The organism is Streptomyces cinnabarinus, from assembly GCF_027270315.1.
GTDB classification, from domain to species: domain Bacteria; phylum Actinomycetota; class Actinomycetes; order Streptomycetales; family Streptomycetaceae; genus Streptomyces; species Streptomyces cinnabarinus.
In genome coordinates, this window is record NZ_CP114413.1 from 4,006,889 (window position 1) to 4,027,643 (window position 20,755).

Below are 20,755 nucleotides of genomic sequence, written 5' to 3' on the forward strand. Positions count from 1 at the left end.
CCCCACCGCCCCCGACCAGCAATAACCCAGCTCATCAAGATCCCCGACAACACCCAGGGCAAGAAGACCGGTTCTGCCTCATCCATTGAAACTTCGCTGGCTCCGCTCTTTGGGTGCTGTCGTCGCGATTCAAGCGAGGAAGAGTCCGACCATACGGAGCTCCGCCGATCGCTATAGAACCCGTTCAGCGGTATTCCTCGAAGGTGTTCGACGCCATCATCGTGCCTGTGTGACTGGATTACTGCCGCCTTCGGCTTGGGGGGCGCGTTCGTCGGTGCGGCGCTGTCGTTCCTTGCCACTGTTTATCAGCAGAAGAAAGCATCAAGCGTAAGGCGAGAAATAGCGGAGAGTGACGCGGTGGCCTCATTGGCAAGCGAGCTGATCCGCATTCGTCGCCACCTGAATAGCATGCCAGACAAATTCAATAACGTACAGGCGCGAGACCGTATTGCCTGGACCGGAATCATGGCTGAGGCCAAGAAAAGCGGATGGAACGCAGAATTCGGCGACCTCTTCGCACCAGCCGAAGTGGCTGCACGCACTCTCCGTTGCGAAGTCCTTCGCACTCGCCTACTCGACGTCCTTGAAATTCTGAACTTCTGGTGGGCATTGAACACTTTCGAGCCTGGCGTAATAAGTCGCAATTCCATGCGCGCGACGGTTAAGCAGGCACTGGAGTGGCTGGGAGCTTGGCAGCGCGAAGAAGATATTCCGGATGCCATTCATCCGTTTACTCAGATGCGGGATCTATGGCGGCATATTCAAGAAAACCAGCCATAGGCGCAGCAGCTTGGGGAGCAACCAGCTTCCCAGGCTGGAAGCCAAGCTTGTGCTGAAGGTTCGGAGCGGTCGTGTTGTGGCTCCACCCTTGAGCAGGCGGGGCCATCGTCTGGCAGGCCGCCTGAAGGCAGCCGCAACCAATTCCGAGACCGAACCGCGCTCCGCAGTCGCGGACTATCCGTGGACTCGATTGCCCTCGACCACCCAGCGCGAGGCCTCTAGCTGCTGCTTTGACCAGGTACCAAGCGGCCTCCGGAGCCGTGTTTGTACGGCGCGTAGGTCAGCCCTGGCTGTCATCCTGCAATTCTTCACGGACGGTTGCCCGGAACTCGAGCGCGATCTGGCGCATCTCTGCGACGTTGTCCGCATCACTTGCGGTGATCCACCGTGTGGCCAGATCCCTGACGCGGTCGCTACCGAACGCCCACAGAGCAGTTGCAGCCTCAGTGGTGAGCTCCACCCGTTTGGCCTTCGTCCAATGCCCTTCAACCTCACGGAGCTTGTCAAGCATCCCCAGCTCCTTGTACCGCTCGCGCCGTAGATCGAGGTCGATCACACGAAGCGCGCCAAAATAGGCTTCCCGACGTTCATGCCACAGTCTGGCTCGACGTTCAGCCTGCTGCGTTTGGGCCAGCATCTGCGCCGCGTGCTGACGCCCCTGCGCTCCCGCCAGCCAGGTGAACACCGTCCCCACCACACCGGACAGACCCGCAACTGTCGTCCCCACCCAGTCCCACGCCATCCAAATCATCGTCTAGCACGCCCGCTGCTTCGTCGAGGGTGCCTTTCGTCCTGGGCGCGCACATCTACCAGCGCATCTGGGGACACGTGTGCCCCGAGGACAGTGCCTCAATGAGCCGGGGGTGAGTGTCTATCTGTGTGACAACGCCAACGGACAACAGCGGACCATCACGGACGCCAGCGGACCATCCACCCAGGTGAGCGGCACACCAGCACAAGGACAAGCCCCCGCCTAAGTTGCTTCGGGAAGAAGGAGTCATCACCCATGTCTCGCCGTACAGTTCTCGCCATCGCGGCCGACCTGGAGACGCGATACTTGGTGTATGGCCCCTGAACCCAGCGCTGCTCCGTCGATGACCACTCACGTGAGTGCAGTGACCGACGGAACCACCAGAGTCTTCACGTGGGAGGAAGGCGCACGCATCGAGGTCCGCAACCTGGGCGGAGAGATCGTCATCGAGGCCAACGCTGCCGGGCTGAAGACCCTGGCCGGCCGCCTGCTCACACTCGCCCAGGACGGCACACCGGATGGCGCTCATCTCCACCTGGAGGAGAACAACGGACTCGAAGAAGGCTCCGTAGGCCTGGTCTTGGAGCGGTGCGACGACGATTGACTCGTGCCAGATCCTGCGGGTAACCACGGGGAACAGCGGGGAACCCGTCGACCGTCCATCACGCGTCTGCGTCCCTCCGCCGCAGGTCAGGCCCGAAGCAAGCCCTAGACGCCCTAAGCTTCCCAAGCTGAGCACTCCAGTTCAGGGGAGAACCTCGCTACCCGGTAGCGACCGTATGGGCCCGCTGGTCGCCTGACCTAGCCACCGACGCTCGCGGGTGGCTGGACTGTCGGACCCAGCCGCGTCCAGCGTAGGCGGGGCGGGTTAGCAGCCCCAACATCCTCGGCGAGCTGATGTCGTAGCTCGCTGGCTAGGTCACGAATAGCCTGTGATTCGGTGACTGATAGGGGAGATTCCTCTCCGCTTTCGCTCGCCGTCTGGTGTGTCGCCTCCGCAAGCTTGTTCTGCACTCGCATGTACACACTCTTTGCCGCCGGAGTGAGGAACATTCCTCCCGCACCCTCGCCAAAATACCAATCATGGAAGTCCCGGCTAAACTGCAGCAAGTCTTGCCTCGTCGGACTTTCACCTGCCCGCCAGTATCGCGGGAGACACTTAGAGATATGGAAGAGCTCTTGATAGCGCTCCAACCTCTTGTCTCGCAGAGTCCTGTCATATGAATGCTCAAGTTCTAGTCGCATGTTGGATCGCGCCGTCAGGTAAGTGGCGATAGCCCCGGCTAAGACACCGAGAATCGCACCAAGAAGCCCAATGATCGCCGTCAAAGCACCCTCCTCTGAGTGGTCCTCACCAAGAGTCATCGCCCAAGGCCTCACCAGCGTTTCCGCCGACGGGACTTGTCGAGACGAACGAGAGGAAGGTCGTGCCATTCACGTGCCAAATCCTGCGGTGACTCACGGGGACCAGCGGGGACTTGGCCAGGGCTCCGGAGAGGGCTGGAAGCACTGGTCGACCGCAGGTCGGGCAGTACTAGCCGCCAGAAGGCCCAAGCTTCCCAAGCTCATGGCCTTGCAGTGGTCAGGCCGCGCTTGCAGCGCCACGATTCTCGTTCAGCAGACCGGGGTATCGCTGAGGGGTGCCCTGGCGAGGCACAGCTCGGCTTTCGAGGGTGGTGGGAGACATGTGGGGGACTCGTGGCGCGCCGTAAGTCAGTGATGCAAGTGCTCGCTGAGGCATACAAAGCGAAGCAGCAGGCCAAGGCTGCTGAGCTAAAGCGTGCTCAGCAGAAGGAGCAGGCGGCCGCGAAGGCCGCTGAGGAGCGTCGACGCCGTCAGAAACGGGAAGCCGCCAAAGCCGATGCCGAGCGCGCCCGTCTGGTGGCCGCAGGACAGAAGCATCTGGAGCGGGAGCAAGCTGCACAGGAGCGTGAGGTCGCCCGTGTCGAGCGTGAGTTGGCCAAGCGCCAGGCCGAACGGCAGCGCGCAGCTGAGCAGCGCGAGCGGGAGCAGGCTCGTGTGGAGAAGGAGCGCCAGAAGCAGGCGCGAGAAACGCGCTTGCTGGAGCTGAAGGCTGATGCCGAGAAGCGCACTCGGCAGGCCCAAGAGCGCCTGGCGGAGCTACAGGCGGTGCTGACGGACCGGCCCAGGAACCTCAAGAGCTGGCACCCCTATGTCGAGCAGGCACTCGCCAAGCAGGGCCCGCAGGGCGTTGCAGACGCTGTGGAGGAAGTGCTGCGTGGCTCTTCCGTGCCCAAAGGCTGCCGTGTCGATGCGGGGGCGGCGTACATACCTGAGGCTCAGCAGCTCCTCATTGAGGTGGAACTACCTCAGCTTGATGTAGTGCCGGCCATGGTGACGTACCGGGTTATGGCACAGCGGACTGAGATCGTCGCTCAGCCGCGGAAGGAGGCCGAGACGAAGAAGGTTTACCGCACTCTGGTCGCCCGCCTTGCCCTGCGCGCACTGGACGAGGCCTTCTCCACCACCCCGCCTGATCTCGTCACAACGGTGGTGTTCAACGGGCATGTGAGTGCGAAGGATCGCGCAACCGGGCGGCCGGTGCGACCTTGCCTGGTGAGCGTGGTCGCCCAGCGTGAGCAGTTCGACGAACTCGTATTGGACGAGCCCGAGCTCGATGCGCAGGAGAGCCTGAAGTACCTCGGCGCTGTCGTCTCCCGCCATCCGCACGACCTGGAGGCAGTGCCCCCAGTCGTTGAGATCGATCTGTCGCGATACCGCATTACGGCGGATGTCGGCGCCGTGGCAGGACTCGACAGCCGACCCGACCTCCTGCAGATGGACCCCTTTGCGTTTGAGCGGCTTGTACGCGAACTGTTCGAAGCGATGGGCTTCGAGACGTGGCGTACTCAGGGCTCGCGAGATGACGGTGTGGACGCCGTCGCGGTCCAGCGGGACCCGGTCGGGACCACTGTCTTCGCCATCCAGGCGAAGAGGTCCAAAAATGCAGTGCCCGTTGAGACGGTTCGGGCATTGGCGGGGGTGATGCACGACAAGGCTGCTAGTCGCGGAGTCCTGGTGACGACCTCTTGGTTTGGCAAGGCAAGCGCTGACTTCGCTCACCGAAACGGCAGGATGCAGCTCATCAACGGGCGCAATCTCAAGGCGCTGCTCAAGGAACACCTGAATATGGACGTCTTGATCGACCTTCCCAAGACACCTCCGGGTTGGCAGCCCTCTGACATCCAATGAGCCACCGTCCGGGCACAGCGGAGGCCAAGCCACAGCACTGCACCACAACCGCACCAGATCGAGCGGGGAACAGCGGGGAATCACGGTGAAAGCGGACAGCTCGATCGAGCCACGATGCAACCGTTCACCCAGGTCAGCGCCCAGACCGGCCCCACGAGATCGCAGCTTCCCAAGCTAAGGTCCCACCACGGCACCCAACTGCGCATTCGATCTTGACTCGGTCGGGGTGTCCAGTGGCGCCGATGACGTACACCCGAATCAGTAGTCGCTTCCGCATCCCGGGACGTAGCTAATCCAAGCTCCAGCCCAACCCCGTTCCGCTGAGCTCAGACCTCCGGCGCCCCGAACCTGATTCGCTCCATCAGATCGATTACGTAGTGCACGATTTCCACCGGGTTGTTGGTTGCGGCAAAGATACGTCGGTCAACACCCAATTCAGGATTGAAGTTGTGCGAGTGCACCACGACGGGAAGATCGACGTTTCCAGCCTCCAACTCACGCAGCATGCTGATCCCGGCCTGTGGATCTCCATCACGATCTATGTCGGTCAGGATGATGTCATACGGGCCATGCCTGAGCGCAATTAGTCCCTCGCCGGTTGAACGAGCTGTATCTACAACCATATCCATAGACCGGAGAAGGCTGATCAAGGCGCCGTTGTGCTCAGGGTGATCGTCAATCCAGAGGATCCTGCCGCTCCTCAGTGTGTCGGCTGCATGCTCCAGTCTGCTCAGGATTCCACGCCTCATGGTCGGCGTCACTGGGGTATTGCTGCCTTCGGCGACTCGGTCGAGTAGTTGACCTGCCATCTCCACCTCAACTCCGAGAGCCCGCAGTGCGGTAACCCTAGGAACCAGGCTATGAATGATCGTTCCTCGCAACGACAGGAATACGATGACGGCGAAGGCCGCCCAGAAGAGGCTGGGTAATGTGCCAATCAACTTGATCCATATCGCTTCCGGCATGTGGTCATGATCCGCCCTGGCCGCTGGGGCTGTACAGCAAACGAGTGCATCAGCCGAATCCTCTGGACCGTGCGAGTTTGTGCAACGATGGCGCAGGACAACCGCAGGTGACCTGTCCCAGGCTGCTCAGACAGTCGCCGGCAAGCCACAGCGGGGCAGATGGCGTCGTGTGGAACCGCGGCCAGCGCGGCGAGCGGGACGACACCCTCAGGTCCGTGACCGGGAACCCGTGATGGCCACCCGTCTCAGTTTCCGTCTCATTCAGCCGCGTTCACGGCCGTTCAGGCGAGACCACGAGTCGGCTGCAACCCACGAGCGGGCCGCCCATGAACGCAGGTGAACGCCCCTGCATGCCGCCCGCCACCCCACCACCACAGTTGGAAAGCGTGTTAACCGAGTGATGAGGGGGTGGGGTCTGCGGCCTGCAACATAGTCCCGAGGTGGCTCCCACGGACCTTTGTGCCCACCCCCCTTGACCGCGGACCTCGAAGGTTCTCTGGCCGGTCTCACTCCACCAGGCAAGCTAGCAAGGGGCACTGACAACGGCCTGTCACGCAGCCTGGGGCTCGATCAGGCGAGCAGCCCTCCCGACGGGCTATCACCATGGCCTACCCGAAGCAAAGGGTCATACAAGGACATCCGAGGGCGCTCGGCGACGACCGGAGACATGGAAAAGCGGGGTAGCTCAGAAGGATCTTCATCCGAGCTACCCCGCTTTCCGAGACAGCGCTACTCAAACGGTGTCAGTCGGTGACCGCGGCTGATCGCCACGCGGAGTGTGTCCCGCAGGGCTCCTGCCAGGTCCTTCGCCAGGAGCCGCAGGTCGTTCGAGTCCGTATTGGTGTCGTCGAGCGTGGCTAACGCTCGGTCCAGAAGTTCGGTCGCCGCGCCGAGTTGCGTTGATTCGACGTAGTCGGCCAAGCGGGACAAGTAGCCGTCACTGTCATCGGTGATGAGGTGGCAGGGCTTGCCGTCGGGGCCCGTCCACGGGAGAAGCCGGGGTTCGCTCGGCATCGTCATTCTTCCGCCGCCCTCTCTTCGATCACGTGGTGAGTGGTGAACACCGCGTCGACGCGGTCACCAGGTAGCACCAGGAGCGCGGCCTCGACGACGCGTCCAGTGGTATCGGCTGTCTGGCGCGTAATCGCGAGGACTGCCAGGGCCGAGCTGATCCGAAGGGTGGATGCCTCCTCCGGTGTCGGGAGGCGGACGCTGAGCCTCTCCCGGACTTCCGCCAGTGGTCGACGGAGCTCCAGCAGGCGCCGCATCACCCCGTCGAAGGAGGGCGACTCGCAGGGCACGGCGGCCGGCACCAGGTCGCAAGGGACGTAGATCCGAGCCAGGCTGTGCGGTCTCTCGCCCTCATGGCTGAGACAGATGAACTCGGTCAGGGGGCTGTTAGTCGACGCCTTCATCAAGGTCGTGAGGTGCCCGCGGGCCTGAATCTTCGTGGTGCGGACGGTGACCCTCAGAGCTGCATCAGCCACGATCTGTGCGGCGAGCGTTCGGCGCCCTCCCTCGTACGTGATTCTGCTGAGGGGACGGCAAACGTAGTTCCCCTTGCCATGGACCTTTTCGACCAGGCCCTCAACTTGGAGCACAGCGAGAGCGTTTCGCAGTGTCGGTGTGCTGACCCTGTATTGCGCGGCGAGGTGCGACTCCGATGGAAGGCGCTCACCATGCCTGATCCGGCCGGTGGCAATCCTGTGCCGGAGGTCATGCGCGATAGCGTCGCGACGAGAGGGCACGGGACGGATCACCGCCTCGCACTCTCAGGAGCCGCAAGGCGATCAGGCGGGTCCGCGTGTGCAGCGTCAGCCACTCGCCCGAGTCGAAGACAAGCCGCTTGGCCCCGTTGGGCAGTTGGAAGATGTCGGCCACTCGGTACTGCTGGCCTCCGACTTGGATCACGTCGCCGCGCTGCACACTGGCCGCGCTGATCTCGACGGGGGAAAGCAGTTCGCCCCCGGGTGTTCCTCCCCTCACCGCGTCACCTCCGTCGGAGATTCTCGACCCATGGTCCTGTGGCACGAGCAGGCGCAGGACTCGTAGATCACCGGTACGTCGACCGGTGCAGTGATCGGGGAGGACTCCGCACATGCGGAGTGCGTGCCGATCCGGCAGGAGCTCGACCGGTACGAGTCGGCCTCCGCCTGTGTGACGTGGGGTTGTTGGCGGGGAGGCATCAGTGATCACCCACCGCGGCGAACCGGGGCCCAGTCGACGAGCAGTGCCGTGCGTGTGCGCGTGTCTCACTGGCCAGTACGTACGGGCGCACGAGCGCTGTCTCCTCGCCCACGAGAACGCCTGTTGTGTGGTCGCCGCCTTGGCTAATGAACCGCGGTGCGCGGTAAGCGACTTCAGACGAGGCGGGTAACGGCCGGACATGCCCTGCGGGGCGACGGTGCCTGCCCTTGTGGAGGTATCGCCTCCTGAGGCGCGCGACGGTGCGGCGGATACGATTGAACACGGTGCTCAGCTCCTATCGCTGATGGCCTGGTCCCCCGACATCGCCCGTCGCGGGGACCGCTTTGCGTACGACCGCCCAGAGCGTGCGGTCGCCCGAACTGGTGGCGAGGAGGCCGAAGCGGTCGGCCATGGCCACCGCCTCCAGCGCCCCCTGCCATGACTCGGCGGAGAGTGATCGCGGCACCTCCGCCTCGATGGCCGTGCAGTCGTCGCGCTCCTCCACACGGGTGGCGAGCCCGACGGCCGATAACCGGGATGCGATGGCCTCCGCGCTCACCTCTGAAGCAGGCACAGGGCATCCTCCGGCCACCGGCGATCACTTTGAGTAAAGCTAGTTAACTAGATTAGAGCTAGTGGACTAGATTTTCCATATGCCTGAGCAGCCGCCTTATCTCCGCATCGCCGACGAACTCCGGCGGCGGATCGCGGAGCACGAGTGGGAGCCGGGGGACCGGCTTCCCTCCCGCGCCCAGATCGGCCAGGAGTGCGGCGTGGGCGACAACGTGGTGCGCCGGGCGCAGGAGTTGCTGATCTCCCAGGGGGTCTTGGAAGGCCGCGCCGGTTCCGGTACCTACGTCGCCGAGCCTCGGCAGCGGGTGCGGGTGGTCCGGTCGTCGGCGCGCGAGCAGCCCAGCGGGTCTCCGTTCCGCGCGGACATGAAGGCCCTCGGCAGGCAAGGCGATTGGGAGAGCCGGACCGAGGCCAAGGTCCCCGCACCGGCTGAGATCGCCACCCGTCTCGGCATCGCCGAGGGTGAGCTGTGCGTCCGCACCGCCTACGAGCTCCTCGCCGACGGCAAGCCTGTGCAGCTGTCGACGAGTTGGGAGCCGTACGACCTCACTGCGGGCACGCTCGTCGTCCTCCCCGAGGGCGGGCCGCACGCCGGAGCAGGCGTCGTGAACCGCATGGCCGAGATCGGCATCATCGTCAGCCACGCCGTGGAGCAGCCCGAGCCCCGGCAGGCCACCGCCGAGGAGGCTTCGCTACTCGGCATCCAGAAGGCCGCACTCGTCACGCACATCCGGCGGCCGTACTACAGCGACCAGGGGCGGCCCGTGGAAACGGCGGACATCGTCGTACCCGCCGCACACTGCGAGATCGTCTACGAGATTCCGATCAACCGGTGATCGCGCCGCTTGCGTCGAGACCTCCGACGACATCTCCCACATAGGCCACCTACTTCCTTCGCACGCCAGGATTTCCCATTCGAGAGCAGGTGTCCTTACCCAGGTGGGTAAATCTCTGGATCTTGCGGCGCCGATGACCTGAGCATGAGCCTGCTCGTACTCAACGCGGAAGTCTGTGCCACGGTGGGTACATCTTCGGGCGGCATGACTGCCACGTCACAGTGCTTCCCACGGAGGACCGTGCCAGCCTGAGCGGTCAGATCTTTGTGATCTTGTGGGATCGATGGGAGAGAGGCAGATGAGTCGGCGCAGAGGGACCCGTAAGGTCGCCGCAGTCGTGACTGCGACTGTGCGCGAGTGGAGCGACGAGGAGGGTTGGGGTGTGCTCGACTCGCCCGAGACTCCGGGAGGGTGCTTCGGCCACTACTCCGACATTCAGGCGCCCGGCTTTCGCACACTGTCACCGGGGCAACAGGTCGATCTCACCTGGGAAGCACCCGGCTTCAAGCAGGACGGGTACGACTACCGGGCGGTGAGCATCGTTCCTCGCCCGGCTGACATCCACAGCTGACATCAACGGCCGCGAACGCTGCCACACCGAAGCGACCACAGCCGGACCAACGGCAAACCGTGCCACGCCGTTTCAGCACCCCGCATGACGCGGTGATCGAACTCCTAGAGCGGGTGTCGCAGGTTCGAATCCTGCCGGGGGCACAACGCGTTACGCCGCTGACCTGGGGGTTCCCCCCAGGGAGGCGCTCTTGTCGGGCCTCGGACTCCTCGTCCGGGGCCGTTTGCGTGAGTGGACGGGGAGTTGATCTCCCGAATGCCTCCCAATGGATCAGCATCCTCCGGCACAGACTCGGAGCCACGGTCGTCTGCGCGGGTAGGAGAGATGGAGCGTTCTTGTCATGCCCCTTGGTGAAGACGCGGCCTGTTTCCCCTGACGCCGAAGCATTCGAGGAGCTGCACGATTTCCTCGAAGTAGGTGAGCCCCTGGTCGGTATCCCAGTTAAAGGCGCGGACACGCCGAAGCCGCCGTGCGGGCAGAACGCCGGCCCGATCCGTTGCCGCCGGAACCGTCGAATCCAACCGCCCTTCGGCGTTCGGTGCGTCCTGCGACCGAGGCTTCACGTCGCCGTTCCGATCCCCTGGTGACGAGTCCACCACGCTGGTTCCTCACAGTCGTGGACTCGCTGGTCGGATGCCGGCCAACGGGGAGGGGCGTGAGCGGGATCAGCCTGCCGGACGGATGGCAGACAGTACGCTGAATCCAGCGGGATCGGGCCCGCAGCACAGTGTCCGGGAGGTGCTTCATGGCGGCCGAGATGACGGCCCCGGCGTGGATGCATGAGCAGATCACTGCGGAGGAGTACGAGTCCTGGTCCGAGGAGCAGTGCGCCGGCATCGAGGTCGTGGACGGGATGGTCGTCGTGAGTCCGAGTGCGTCCAAGCGGCACAACCGGCTGGCTCGGATTCTCGCGAACGCCCTGGATGCCGCCTCGGGCCCGGAGTGGAACGCCGACACTGACTTCGACGTCCGGCTTCAGGACGTCCCGCTCACCAATCGCCGCCCGGACGTCGTCGTGTACCGCGCAGACACGATCGACATCACCCCTACCCGTCCTGAGCACGTGCTGCTGGTCGCCGAGGTGGTGTCGCCGGGCTCGGAGACCACCGACCGGATCGTGAAGGTCGACCAGTACGCCAAGGCAGGCATCGGCTTCTACTGGAGGATCGAGCAGGCCGCGACAGGCGTTCCTCTCGTGTACACCTACGTTCTCGACCCCGCGACGAAAACCTACCGGGACGGTGACGTGTTCACCGGCGTCCTCAAGGTCGCGGCCCCCTTCCCGGTGGAGATCGACCTCGGCCAGGTCTGATCATGCGCTGCTCAGCAGTCGGCAGCGCGTGAGCGATGCGTGAGCGGACGGTCCGATACAGGGCGGCATGAGCCGGATCAAGTGGCTCGCCGCGCGGTTCTGACCAGGGGAAGGAGCATCGCGCGGCAACACCCGGCAAGGACCCGATCCCACTCCTGTGCGGTTCGGGGCTGATCGGGGTCAGTGGTCCGTTGCCCCGGCGATCAGGGACCGTAGTTGTTCTGCTGTGTCGTCCAGGGGGCGGGTGCTGCGTTGGGCTCGGCAGAGGGCTACCGTGCCTTCGACCGCCGCGACGATCAGGGTGGACAGTTGTCTTGCTCGCTCGGGTTCCGTGCCGTGGGCGCGGAGGGACGCTGCCAGTAGGGACTGCCATTCGGTGAAGACCTCCGCCGCCGCTGTCAGGGCGGGTGGGAGTTCGTCGGTCGGGGGTTCTTCGATGGCTACGGCCAGGACGGGGCAGCCCGCGTGGAAGTCGCTCTCCACGACGATCGTGCGCCAGAGGGACAGGAAGGCGTCCAGTCCCTCCGCCGGGCCCGCCTCCAGTTCTCTGCGCAGGCGGCGGGCCACCCAGTCGCCCGTGTAGCGGACCGCCTCCGTGGCCAACTGCTGCTTGCCCTCGGGGAAGTAGTGGTACGTCGAGCCGAGCGGCGCCTTGGCGTGCTTGGCCATCTCCCGGATGCTCGTCGCGCTCAGACCGCGTCGGCTGATCATGTCTGCGGCGCCGGCCACGATCCGCTCCCGCGACGGCGCGCTTTCCTTGGACACCGACACGACACCACCTGTGTGCTTGCTCGGCCTGCGACGACCGATCGGTTATGACAACCGTCATAGTCTATCGGGGCGGCATGGGGAGGGTGTGCGCAGCCGGTTCTGGCGGGTCTCTCGCCGGCCATCAGCCGAGCCCGGTCGTCGGGTGGGTCCCGGACTGCTTCTCCGGGCCGCCCCCGTACTGACCGGGAGCAACCATTCCCTACAGAGCTGGAACCCCCGGAAGCGACTATCGGCGGGCGATGCGGCGGGCTGGGGTCGCCACCGGGGTCGCCGGGTGCTTCTCGGTGTCGGGGGGGGTCGTTCTTCTTGTCGAGGTCCTCAGCGAGTGGGGGGCCGGAGGCCATGCCGGCGCCTCCGGCCCTGGGGCGGTCAGGTCGTCGTGCAGGTCGTGCCGTTCAGGGTGAAGGCCCTCGGGGCGGTGTTGGCCGTTCCCTTGGTGCCGGTGAAGCCGACCGTCACCGAGCCCGCCGCCGGGATCGTGTTCGTCCAGGAGACCGAGGCGACCGACACCGCGCCGCCGTTCTGGGCCGGGGTGCCGCCCCACATGTTCGTGACGGTCTGGCCGTCGGGGAAGGCGAAGGCCAGGGTCCAGCCGTTCACGGCCGCGGTACCGGTGTTGCGGATCGTGAGCTCGCCCTGGAAGCCGCCCGGCCACTCGTTGGACACGCGGTAGCCGACGGAGCAGTTGCCCGCGGGGGTGTCGTCCGTGGTGACCGTCACCGTGGTGGAGCGCGGTGAGCGGTTGCCCGCCGCGTCACGGGCGTAGACCGCGAAGGTGTACGCCGTGTTCGCGGTGAGGCCCGTGATCGTCGCCGTGCGGGTGGTGGAGGAGGCCGCCGGGGACTCGGAGGTGCCGGTGACACGGACTACGTCGTACGCCGTCACGGCCACGTTGTCCGTGGCGGCCGGCCAGGTCAGCGTCACCGACGTCGCCGTCTTCGCGGAGGCCGTCGGGGTTCCGGGTGCCGTCGGGGGCTGGGTGTCGGAACCGGAGCCGCTGAAGATCGTGGCTTCCTCGGACGTCTGGGCTATGCCGTTCGCGCCGTGGAAGATGCGCTGGCCCCAACTGCTGAGCTGGTTCGGGTCGAAGCCGATGGAGAGGTCGAGGATCGGGTCCGTGTTGCCGCTCCAGGACCAGGCCAGGTAGCCGAGGTCCAGGTTCTGCGCCGCGGCCATCATCGTGTCCTCGTCCGGGTCGCCCCACTGGTCCGCCGGGCCCCCGAACTCGCCGATCAGGATGGGGAGTCGGGCGGAGACGAAGGCGTTCAGGTAGTCGGTGATCTCCGCCGCCGTGTCGTACACGCTGTACATGTGGATGGAGAAGATCAGGTTGCCGGTCGGGTCGGCCGCGTACACCGACTGGGCGTTGGTGCGCATGACGTTCTGCCAGTCCTGGCCCCAGTTCGGGGCGTCCACCATGATCGTGTGCTCCAGGCCCGCCGACCGCAGTTTCTGTATCGCCGCGATCGTCGGTGCCGTCCAGCCCGCCGGATCGGTGTTGCCCCAGGGCTCGTTGCCGATGTTGACGATGACGTAGTTCTCCTGGCCGGCCAGGACGTCCTTCAGGCCGATCCAGTAGTCGGCCGCCGAGTCGAGCGTGGCGGCCGCCGCCTCCTCGCCGTAGCCGGTGGTGTCGTGCACCTCCAGTACGCAGATCAGGCGGTTGGCCTTGCAGCTCGCGATGACCGCGGCCACGTCCTCGGCGGTGTTCCTGGTCCAGCGGTGGCCGTTGGAGAGGACCACCCGGACGCTGTTCGCGCCGAGTGCCTTGATGTCGGCGAGGGACTGGGTCTCGCCGGGGTACCAGGTGTGCGCGTGGTTCACGCCGCGCATCACGAAGTCGTTGCCGTTGGCCTCCAGGAGGCGGCCGTCGCCGATGTGCAGGCCGGTGGCCTGGGGGGCGACGGGGGCGGGCGCGGCCTGGGCGGGGGTCATTCCGAGGACCAGCAGGCCGAGGAGGGTGGCCAGGGCGGTTAACAGCCTCGCCGTCGGGGGGCTTTTGTGTGTTCTCACTGCGACTCCTGAGGAAGTGAGCACCGGAAAGCATCAGAAGGGAACATGGGAGCGCTCCCACACATGTACCCAGGTCGCCAGGAACACGTCAAGATGCTGGACGCTGTTCGACTCGCTTCGACACGGACACCGGTACCCGCAGTCCCCTCGCCAGCCCCGCCGTCACCGCGAGTGACGCCACCGCCAGTACGGTCATCGCCGTGGCGGGAGAGGTCAGTTGGGCCACCGAACCCGCCAGCGTGGCGCTCACACCCTGCAAGGTCAGCATGCCCGCCGAGTGCAACCCCAGGGCGTGGCCGCTCAGTTCGTCCGGGGTCAGCGTCATCAGCCGCTCCTGCTGGACCAGGCTCGCCCCGAACCCCACCGACGCCAGCGCCACCGCGAGCGCGGCCAGCGGTACGGGCGGGCCGAGCGCGAAGAAGGCGTACGGCGTCGCCAGCAGGATCAGGAGCGGTACTCCGAGCCGGGCGCGCCGCGCGGGTGGGATCAGGCGGCCCACCGTCACGTCGCCGATCAGCATGCCCAGCGCCGCGCAGGCGAAGAGGGTGCCGGCGGACTCGGGGGCGTAGGGGACGTAGAGCGATTCGCAGCCCACGATCAGGCCGTTGGGGAGCCACAGGGCGAGGTAGACCGTGCGGCGGGGGCGGGAGGACCAGAGGAGGGCGTTGGTGCGCCAGGTGGTGGTGATCGACGGGCGGCCGGTGGCGCGGGGCGGGCGGGGGGTGAGGCGGAGGCGGACTCCGGCCGCGGCCAGGGCGTAGAGCAGGGCGGAGAGGAGGAGGCAGGTGCGCGGGGAGAGGAGGGTGAGCAGGGCGCCGCCCGCCGCGTAGCCGGTGATCTGGGTGATGCCGCTCATCATGTTGAAGACCGAACGGCCCGCCAGATAGCCGTCCTTGGTGAGGATCTCGTTCAGCAGGCCCCAGCGGACTCCCCCGCCGAGGGAGGCGATCAGGCCCTGGGCCAGGAGGACGACGAAGACCGCCCAGATCGGCAGGCCGGGGGCCGCGAGGAGGGCCGTGGCCGCCGCGAAGGCCAGGGAGAGGTACGTCAGGGTCGCCCTCGGGGGCAGGCGGTCGGCGCCGGAGAGGAACAGGGTCGCGCCCAGTACCTGGGCCAGGGACGGGCCGAACATGCTCACCGCCGACAGCAGCGGGGAGTCGGTGGCCCGGTACACCAGGGTGCCGAGCGCGAGGCCGGCCGTCGTCTGAGCGGCGACGTGGGCCGAGGAGGTGAGGAAGAGGGGGGTGAACTCGGGGGTGCGGAAGAGGGCTCGGTAGCTGTTGGCGGGCATGGAGCGGAGTCTGTGGTGGCTCCGGCGGGTGCCGTTAATGTTTCGCACGGGTGCGAAAGGTGGGGTCATGGGGTGGTGGCAGGTCAACGCGGACACGCTCGCACGCAGCCGGTTCGTGCTCTCGCCGCTCGCGGAGACCTTCGCGAGCCTGAAGCTGCTGCACGCGGGTGCGGGTGCGCATCCCGGGGAGCGGGACTGGCTGCGGGCGCATCTGCCCGGCTACCGGGCGCGGCTGGCCGCGGATCCGGTGACCGGGCTGCTGGTACGGGCCGGGCTCGGGCGGGACTGGATCGCGGACTTCCTCACGCCCACGCCGCGTGACGGGGAGTCCTTCGCGGAGGGGGTCGCCCGGGTGGGTTCGGTACGCCCCGAGGACGCCCGCGCCCATCTCGCCCTGTCCCTCGCCGGGCCGCTCCCCGCGGAGCTGGAACGCGATGATCTGCCGGAGCGGGCGGCGGGACTGTTGCGGTACGTGTGGGAGGAGACCGTACGGCCGGACTGGGACCGGCGTCGGCGGGTGCTGGAGGCCGATGTGGTCGCGCGGACCGTGCAGGTGAGCCGGAGCGGGTGGGCGGCGGTGCTGGATTCGCTGCGGCCGGGGACGCGGTGGCTCGGGGAGAGCCGGTTCCAGGTGAACCGGCATGAGTATCCGCCTCGGGAGATCTCCGGGGCCGAGCTGGTGTTCGTGCCGGTGACGCCGAAGACGGGGTGGGTGTCCTGGGAGGAGGGGCGGGAGCGGTACGCCGTCGTCTACCCCTGCACCGGAGTCCTCGCCGAGCAGCACGGGCGGCGGGCGGTGCCGTCCGCTCTGGGGCCGCTGCTCGGCGCTGCGCGGGCCGGGGTGCTGGTGCTGCTCGGGGCGCCGATGAGCACGACGCAGCTGGTCGCCGTGACCGGGCAGGGGCTCGGGTCGGTCGGGCGGCATCTGCGGGTGCTGCTGGACGCGGGGCTGGTGGAGCGGCGGCGGGCGGGGCGGTCGGTGCTGTATGTGCGGACGGGGGCGGGGGATGTGCTGGTGGAGGCTGGGCGGGGGTGAAGCGGGGCGGTGCGCGGGTGGGGTGAGTGCGCTCGCCCGCGCCTGCGGGGTCCCCCCAGAGAGGGGGACCCCCAGCCCACCCGTGCCGCCCAGCGGCGTGACTGCCCGCAGCTAGGCGGGCTCGGCGGCGTGGCTGCCCGCAGCTGCGCGGGTGGGTGTCGCCCAGTCGTACGGCTGCCTGCGGCTGGGCGGGGCGGGTGTCCTCGGCTGGGCGGGTGCCCGCGGCGGGGCGGGGCGGGTGCCCGCAGGCTGGCGGTGCCGGCGGCGGGGCTAGCATCCGGGGTATGACTGTAGACAGCAGCAATGGCAGCCCGCTGGGTGTTGAGATCGGTGCGTTGGCCGGTGGGGGTGCGGAGCTCAAGCAGTATGTCGGGCAGGTTGTGCTCGTGGTGAATGTGGCCTCTCGGTGTGGGCTCACGCCGCAGTACTCGGGGCTGGAGAAGCTGCACGAGCGGTACGCCGGGCAGGGGTTCACGGTGCTCGGTGTGCCCTGTAACCAGTTCCTCGGGCAGGAGCCCGGGAGCGCCGAGGAGATCGCCGAGTTCTGTTCGGCCACGTATGGCGTGACCTTTCCGATGACCGAGAAGGTCGAGGTGAACGGGGAGGGGCGGCACGCGCTCTATCAGCGGCTCGTGGAGTTCGCCGATGGGGAAGGGCACAGCGGGGACATCCGGTGGAACTTCGAGAAGTTCCTGATCGGGCGGGACGGGCGCGTCGTCGGCCGGTTCTCGCCGCAGACCGAGCCGGAAGCCGCGGAGCTCATCGCCGCGGTCGAGGCGCGGATCGCGGGTTGACCTTGCCCCTGGGGCAGAGCCGAGCCTCCTTGGCACCGGGCGGAAGAGCCGCCCGGTGACGGAGGATGAGGCCGTGGACGAGGGCGACCTGCTCACCATCGGTGTGTTCGCCGCGAGGGCGCGGCTGTCGGCCAAGGCCCTGCGCCTGTACGACCGGCTGGGCCTGCTCGCTCCCGCGCACGTCGACGAGGTCAGCGGCTACCGCTACTACCGCGCCGACCAGATCGAGGGCGCCCGCCTGGTGGCACTTCTGCGCCAGCTGGACATGCCGCTCGCGCGGATCGCCGAGGTCGTCGAGGCGCCGGACGGGGCCACGGCCGCCGACCGGCTCGACGCCTACTGGGCCGAGGTCGAGGCGCGAGTGGCGGGGCAGCGGACGCTCGCCGAGTACCTCCGTGGACGACTGTCGGGGAGGAACTCCGAGATGTACGAGAAATTCGTGGTCGAGACGGTGGACGTGCCCGAGCAGGTGCTGATCACCGAGATGCGGCACGTCCTGGCGGGCGAGCTGCCGGCGTGGATCGGCACCTCGCTCGGGCGGCTGGAGGCGGGCGCGCGGGAGTGCGGCGGCAGCACCGGCGCGCCGTTCGTCGTGTACCACTCCGATGTGTCCATGGAAAGCGACGGACCGGCCGAGTCGTGCGTGCCCGTTGCCGATGAGGCGGCGGCCCGTGCGTGGGTCGAGAAGCAGGGCCGTACCCATGCGACGAAGGTGCGCGTGGAGCCCGCCCAGCGGCTGGCGTACACCAGGATCACCAAGGCCCAGGTGGCGCATCCGCAGATCCTGACCGCCTTCGAGGCGGTGGAGGAGTGGATCCCGCGGCAGGGGCTGTGGATGGCGGGCCCGTGCCGGGAGATCTACTTCGCCGACTGGGACGCCGCGGGCCCCGAGGACGCGGTGTGCGACGTGGCCTTCCCGGTGAAGTGACCGGCGCCGTACGGTGATTTGCCCTGACCCATGAACGGCCGTGCCCGGCGGGCGCGTTGTGCTGCGCCGCCGGGCACAAGCCGAGCCCCCTCGGCAAGGACGGCGGGCTGGTCGAGAGGGCTCTTGCGTGGTGCTTGTGCAGTTGTCGATCGTCTGTCGATCGTCATCGGCCGAGGCTCAGGGGAGCAGCCCCCTTACGCCTTGACCGAGGCGACGAAGGTGTTCCACGCGCTCGCGGGAAACGCCAGGACGGGGCCGTCGGTGACCTTGGAGTCCCGTACGGCCATTGCCGACACGACAGGGGACTTGATCTCGACGCATGCGCCATTGCCCTGCGAGTACGAGGACTTGACCCACGTGTCCGTGACACCCTGCTTGATTGCCATGTTCGCTCCGGTAACCAGTTGCTGAGTTGCTGTCCGCGTGCCGTACCGGACGTACTGTCCGCACGACACGTTTGCGCCAATCGGTGTTCCTTGATGGCGTGATCGACGCTACTCGCCAACATCGATGTGCGGAGCGACTATTCACTCGACTGGGTGGCATATTCCAATGGGGACTTCCGCCACGGCTGGGCGAACCTGTACCCTCCGGCGCCGCACCTCAGGAGGCGTAGTCCTTTGCCACTTTCGCGATGAACTCCCGGCTCTGGTCGGCGTTGAGCGCCTGGGCCCTCAAGTGCTCGTACATCACGCTGTACTTCTGCACGTCCTGCGCCTTCTCCAGATAGAGGTCGCTGGTCACGCCCTCGATGTAGACCACGCTGGAGTCGGCGGCGTCCGGGAACTCCAGGATCGCGTACTGGCCGCTCACGCCGGGGTGGGCGCCCATGCTGAACGGGATGCACTGCACGGTGACATGGGGCAGCCGGGACATCTCGATGAGGTGCTCCAGCTGCTCGATCATCACGTGCCGGCTGCCGACCTCGCGGCGCAGCGCCGCCTCGTCCAGGACGGCCCACAGGCGCAGCGGGTTCTCCGGGGCAGAGATACGTTCCTGTCGGCGCAGCCGCACCTGGACGCGCTTGTCGATGTCGGTCGGGGTGACCTCCGGCAGCGCGCCCGCGATCAGCGCCTCCGCGTAGCTCTTCGTCTGGAGCAGACCGGGGACGACCTGCGGGTCGTACACCCGAAGGCTCGCCGCGTCGGTCTCCAGGCCGATGTAGACGCTGTACGGGATGTCACCGAAGGAGTGCCACCAGCCCTGCTGGCGGGAGTCCTTGGCCATCTGCATCAGGGAGTCGACGATCCGGACGTCCTCGACCTCGTAGACCCCGCACAGATCACGCACGTCGCGCTGGCTGATGCTGCGGCGGCCGTTCTCCAGGCGGCTGATCTTCGACTGGGAGACCAGCAGCCGCTCGGCCACCTCCTCGGCCGTCATGCCCTTGAGTTCGCGGAGCCGGCGCAACTCCTGACCCAGCCGGCGGCGCCTGACAGTGGGATTGACATTGGACGCCACGGGACGTGCACCTCCGGCTGCATGTACTGCTTGCGACTTTGCGTATCTGCTGTTGAGCAGACTGCCACCAAGGTGCTTTCTACCGCTGGGAAACGGTGGATATGCGCTGCATACACGCCAGTTCGGGGCATGGCGTCAGATTGCCGGGGCATTCCCGTGCGCCCGGACATGCGGCCGCGCGAGGCGGCGGGACCGTGTCGTCGTCCGGACACAGCGGTCCCGTCGCCCCGCGCGGACCAGCGGCTCCCGTACCGGTCTGGGGGACGGTGCTGACGTGCGGGCCTACGTCGTGGAACTGCGGCTCAGTGAGCCACGACGCGTGCCATCGAGCCTCGGCGCGGTTGCATCGGAACGCCACGAGCGGGTTCCGGTGCCACCCTGCCACCGGGGGCCGGCTGGCGGCCTGCCGGAGCGGGGCTGCGGCGCGGCTGGGCCGCGACGCCGTTCTGGACGTCCATCACGGCGTGCGCGACGAGACCGCCCATGGGGTCGTGCCTGATCAGGTCCCGCAACCGGGAGCGCGAGGAGCGACCCTCGTTGCCCGGGTACAGGTGCTTGCCGAGGCCGACCGCGTGCGCCAGTGCGGCGAGCGCCGCGGTCCGCGGGTCCGGCGGTACGCCGGTGCGGATCGCGGAGTCCAGCCGGGACCTGATCTCCCGGCTGATTTCGGTGTCCGTCGCCTGGTAGCGAGTCGTCGGCAGCACCCCGCACATCTGTCCCGGTACGGCAGCAACCATGCCGCACCGCTCCAGATGCGAGAGGTAGGTCTGGCGCAACCCCAGCCGGGGCCCGCCGATCCAGTGGACGGCACGTACGGGAGCGCCACGCCTGCGCAGCAACTCCAACGCACAGTCCAAAGTCGGATCTCCAGTCGGCCGTGGTGCCACCACGGCGATACGATCCCCGTCAGGGGCTATCCGTCCGGCCAGCGCCAGCTCCACTAGCTGTGCTCCGGCCAGACCGAGGTCGAGCGACTGCGGCTGTGCAGTGGTACCCGTGGCCGGGTCCAGTGCCAGCAGCAGAAGCTCCTCCGGAATTGTTCTGCGGCTCCTGCCCATCCATGCCTCCCCGCGTGGATGAAAGACAGGGTGACCCCTCTCACATTGGTCTGTCGAGGGTGCGTGACCTGTTTGTAAGGGAACCAGTAGGTATGTCGTTCTCGTCTTCAGCGTCAGGCAAGCCCGCACACAGGACACTGGTACATGGTTCGGACAGCGCTGCGGAGCGGTGTCCCGGGCGGCGACGGTTCAGACTTAGCACGGTTTAGGAGGCA

At 66.9% G+C, this 20,755-nt stretch carries 20 protein-coding genes and 1 tRNA gene; 10 read left to right on the forward strand and 11 right to left on the reverse strand.

Features of this window, described 5'->3' with window-relative positions:
• Window positions 1–255: 255 nt before the first annotated feature.
• Window positions 256–780, forward strand: a complete 525-nt coding sequence (locus STRCI_RS17920) for a hypothetical protein (protein WP_269659959.1) — start codon at window positions 256–258, stop codon at window positions 778–780.
• Between the two features lie 280 nt (window positions 781–1,060).
• Here the strand turns inward: STRCI_RS17920 and STRCI_RS17925 are convergent, their stop codons facing one another.
• Window positions 1,061–1,522: a hypothetical protein gene (locus STRCI_RS17925; protein ID WP_269659960.1), complete on the reverse strand. Its 462-nt coding sequence runs from the start codon at window positions 1,520–1,522 to the stop codon at window positions 1,061–1,063.
• A 373-nt stretch (window positions 1,523–1,895) separates the two neighbouring features.
• On the opposite strand from STRCI_RS17925, the gene STRCI_RS17930 reads away from it, so the two are divergent.
• Together STRCI_RS17930 and STRCI_RS17935 are read left to right on the forward strand one after the other, a co-directional pair.
• Window positions 1,896–2,135 (forward strand): Imm32 family immunity protein, encoded by a 240-nt coding sequence (locus STRCI_RS17930; RefSeq protein ID WP_269659961.1) that lies wholly within the window; start codon window positions 1,896–1,898, stop codon window positions 2,133–2,135.
• A gap of 1,094 nt (window positions 2,136–3,229) precedes the next feature.
• Complete coding sequence (locus tag STRCI_RS17935) at window positions 3,230–4,744, forward strand: restriction endonuclease (protein ID WP_269659962.1); 1,515 nt, start codon at window positions 3,230–3,232, stop codon at window positions 4,742–4,744.
• Between the two features lie 326 nt (window positions 4,745–5,070).
• On the opposite strand, the gene STRCI_RS17940 is transcribed toward STRCI_RS17935, so the two are convergent.
• The 4 genes from STRCI_RS17940 to STRCI_RS17960 form a co-directional block, all read right to left on the reverse strand.
• Window positions 5,071–5,709 (reverse strand): response regulator, encoded by a 639-nt coding sequence (locus tag STRCI_RS17940; RefSeq protein ID WP_269659963.1) that lies wholly within the window; start codon window positions 5,707–5,709, stop codon window positions 5,071–5,073.
• A 729-nt stretch (window positions 5,710–6,438) separates the two neighbouring features.
• Window positions 6,439–6,729 carry a hypothetical protein gene (locus STRCI_RS17945; RefSeq protein ID WP_269659964.1) on the reverse strand — a complete coding sequence of 97 codons (291 nt, stop codon included), beginning with the start codon at window positions 6,727–6,729 and terminating at the stop codon, window positions 6,439–6,441.
• Complete coding sequence (locus tag STRCI_RS17950; protein WP_269664578.1) at window positions 6,726–7,457, reverse strand: GntR family transcriptional regulator; 732 nt, start codon at window positions 7,455–7,457, stop codon at window positions 6,726–6,728. The genes STRCI_RS17945 and STRCI_RS17950 overlap by 4 nt, the downstream gene beginning before the upstream one ends.
• 734 nt (window positions 7,458–8,191) lie before the next feature.
• Window positions 8,192–8,470, reverse strand: a complete 279-nt coding sequence (locus STRCI_RS17960; protein WP_269659966.1) for a hypothetical protein — start codon at window positions 8,468–8,470, stop codon at window positions 8,192–8,194.
• A 79-nt stretch (window positions 8,471–8,549) separates the two neighbouring features.
• Between STRCI_RS17960 and STRCI_RS17965 the strand changes: the two genes are divergently transcribed.
• The 4 genes from STRCI_RS17965 (at window position 8,550) to STRCI_RS17980 (ending at window position 11,188) form a co-directional block, all read left to right on the forward strand.
• Window positions 8,550–9,305, forward strand: coding sequence for a GntR family transcriptional regulator (locus STRCI_RS17965; RefSeq protein WP_269659967.1), 756 nt, complete (start codon window positions 8,550–8,552; stop codon window positions 9,303–9,305).
• 298 nt (window positions 9,306–9,603) lie between these two features.
• Entirely contained in the window at window positions 9,604–9,876 is a 273-nt protein-coding gene (locus STRCI_RS17970) for a cold-shock protein (RefSeq protein WP_269659968.1), read from the forward strand.
• Window positions 9,877–9,942: 66 nt separating this feature from the next.
• Window positions 9,943–10,019: transfer RNA gene (locus STRCI_RS17975), tRNA-Ser, on the forward strand.
• A gap of 602 nt (window positions 10,020–10,621) precedes the next feature.
• Complete coding sequence (locus tag STRCI_RS17980) at window positions 10,622–11,188, forward strand: Uma2 family endonuclease (RefSeq protein ID WP_269659969.1); 567 nt, start codon at window positions 10,622–10,624, stop codon at window positions 11,186–11,188.
• A 180-nt stretch (window positions 11,189–11,368) separates the two neighbouring features.
• Here the strand turns inward: STRCI_RS17980 and STRCI_RS17985 are convergent, their stop codons facing one another.
• From STRCI_RS17985 to STRCI_RS17995, 3 genes are all read right to left on the reverse strand, one after another.
• Window positions 11,369–11,953 carry a TetR/AcrR family transcriptional regulator gene (locus STRCI_RS17985; protein WP_269659970.1) on the reverse strand — a complete coding sequence of 195 codons (585 nt, stop codon included), beginning with the start codon at window positions 11,951–11,953 and terminating at the stop codon, window positions 11,369–11,371.
• A gap of 375 nt (window positions 11,954–12,328) precedes the next feature.
• Complete coding sequence (locus STRCI_RS17990) at window positions 12,329–13,894, reverse strand: cellulase family glycosylhydrolase (RefSeq protein WP_269659971.1); 1,566 nt, start codon at window positions 13,892–13,894, stop codon at window positions 12,329–12,331.
• A gap of 166 nt (window positions 13,895–14,060) precedes the next feature.
• Window positions 14,061–15,263 (reverse strand): MFS transporter, encoded by a 1,203-nt coding sequence (locus STRCI_RS17995; RefSeq protein ID WP_269659972.1) that lies wholly within the window; start codon window positions 15,261–15,263, stop codon window positions 14,061–14,063.
• A 67-nt stretch (window positions 15,264–15,330) separates the two neighbouring features.
• On the opposite strand from STRCI_RS17995, the gene STRCI_RS18000 reads away from it, so the two are divergent.
• The 3 genes from STRCI_RS18000 to STRCI_RS18010 all read left to right on the forward strand — a co-directional run bounded on the left by STRCI_RS18000 (window position 15,331) and on the right by STRCI_RS18010 (window position 18,021).
• Complete coding sequence (locus tag STRCI_RS18000; RefSeq protein ID WP_269659973.1) at window positions 15,331–16,299, forward strand: helix-turn-helix domain-containing protein; 969 nt, start codon at window positions 15,331–15,333, stop codon at window positions 16,297–16,299.
• Window positions 16,300–16,583: 284 nt separating this feature from the next.
• Window positions 16,584–17,093, forward strand: a complete 510-nt coding sequence (locus STRCI_RS18005; protein WP_269659974.1) for a glutathione peroxidase — start codon at window positions 16,584–16,586, stop codon at window positions 17,091–17,093.
• Window positions 17,094–17,148: 55 nt separating this feature from the next.
• Entirely contained in the window at window positions 17,149–18,021 is an 873-nt protein-coding gene (locus STRCI_RS18010) for a MerR family transcriptional regulator (protein ID WP_269659975.1), read from the forward strand.
• 194 nt (window positions 18,022–18,215) lie between these two features.
• Here the strand turns inward: STRCI_RS18010 and STRCI_RS18015 are convergent, their stop codons facing one another.
• The 3 genes from STRCI_RS18015 to STRCI_RS18025 all read right to left on the reverse strand — a co-directional run bounded on the left by STRCI_RS18015 (window position 18,216) and on the right by STRCI_RS18025 (window position 20,540).
• Window positions 18,216–18,407 (reverse strand): DUF397 domain-containing protein, encoded by a 192-nt coding sequence (locus STRCI_RS18015; protein ID WP_269659976.1) that lies wholly within the window; start codon window positions 18,405–18,407, stop codon window positions 18,216–18,218.
• Between the two features lie 217 nt (window positions 18,408–18,624).
• Window positions 18,625–19,482, reverse strand: coding sequence for a helix-turn-helix domain-containing protein (locus STRCI_RS18020; protein WP_269659977.1), 858 nt, complete (start codon window positions 19,480–19,482; stop codon window positions 18,625–18,627).
• A gap of 302 nt (window positions 19,483–19,784) precedes the next feature.
• Entirely contained in the window at window positions 19,785–20,540 is a 756-nt protein-coding gene (locus STRCI_RS18025; protein WP_269659978.1) for a GOLPH3/VPS74 family protein, read from the reverse strand.
• Window positions 20,541–20,755 lie beyond the last annotated feature (215 nt).

Excerpts from the sequence above, each read along its gene's own strand:
- STRCI_RS17995 (WP_269659972.1), bottom strand. The coding sequence starts at position 15,263 with ATGCCCGCCAACAGCTACCGAGCCCTCTTCCGCACCCCCGAGTTCACC.
- STRCI_RS17990 (WP_269659971.1), bottom strand. The coding sequence starts at position 13,894 with ATGACCCCCGCCCAGGCCGCGCCCGCCCCCGTCGCCCCCCAGGCCACC.
- STRCI_RS17945 (WP_269659964.1), bottom strand. The coding sequence starts at position 6,729 with ATGACGATGCCGAGCGAACCCCGGCTTCTCCCGTGGACGGGCCCCGAC.
- STRCI_RS17940 (WP_269659963.1), bottom strand. The coding sequence starts at position 5,709 with ATGCCGGAAGCGATATGGATCAAGTTGATTGGCACATTACCCAGCCTC.
- STRCI_RS18005 (WP_269659974.1), top strand. The coding sequence starts at position 16,584 with ATGACTGTAGACAGCAGCAATGGCAGCCCGCTGGGTGTTGAGATCGGT.
- STRCI_RS18025 (WP_269659978.1), bottom strand. The coding sequence starts at position 20,540 with ATGGGCAGGAGCCGCAGAACAATTCCGGAGGAGCTTCTGCTGCTGGCA.
- STRCI_RS17925 (WP_269659960.1), bottom strand. The coding sequence starts at position 1,522 with ATGGCGTGGGACTGGGTGGGGACGACAGTTGCGGGTCTGTCCGGTGTG.
- STRCI_RS18000 (WP_269659973.1), top strand. The coding sequence starts at position 15,331 with ATGGGGTGGTGGCAGGTCAACGCGGACACGCTCGCACGCAGCCGGTTC.
- STRCI_RS17965 (WP_269659967.1), top strand. The coding sequence starts at position 8,550 with ATGCCTGAGCAGCCGCCTTATCTCCGCATCGCCGACGAACTCCGGCGG.
- STRCI_RS17970 (WP_269659968.1), top strand. The coding sequence starts at position 9,604 with ATGAGTCGGCGCAGAGGGACCCGTAAGGTCGCCGCAGTCGTGACTGCG.
- STRCI_RS18015 (WP_269659976.1), bottom strand. The coding sequence starts at position 18,407 with ATGGCAATCAAGCAGGGTGTCACGGACACGTGGGTCAAGTCCTCGTAC.
- STRCI_RS17980 (WP_269659969.1), top strand. The coding sequence starts at position 10,622 with ATGGCGGCCGAGATGACGGCCCCGGCGTGGATGCATGAGCAGATCACT.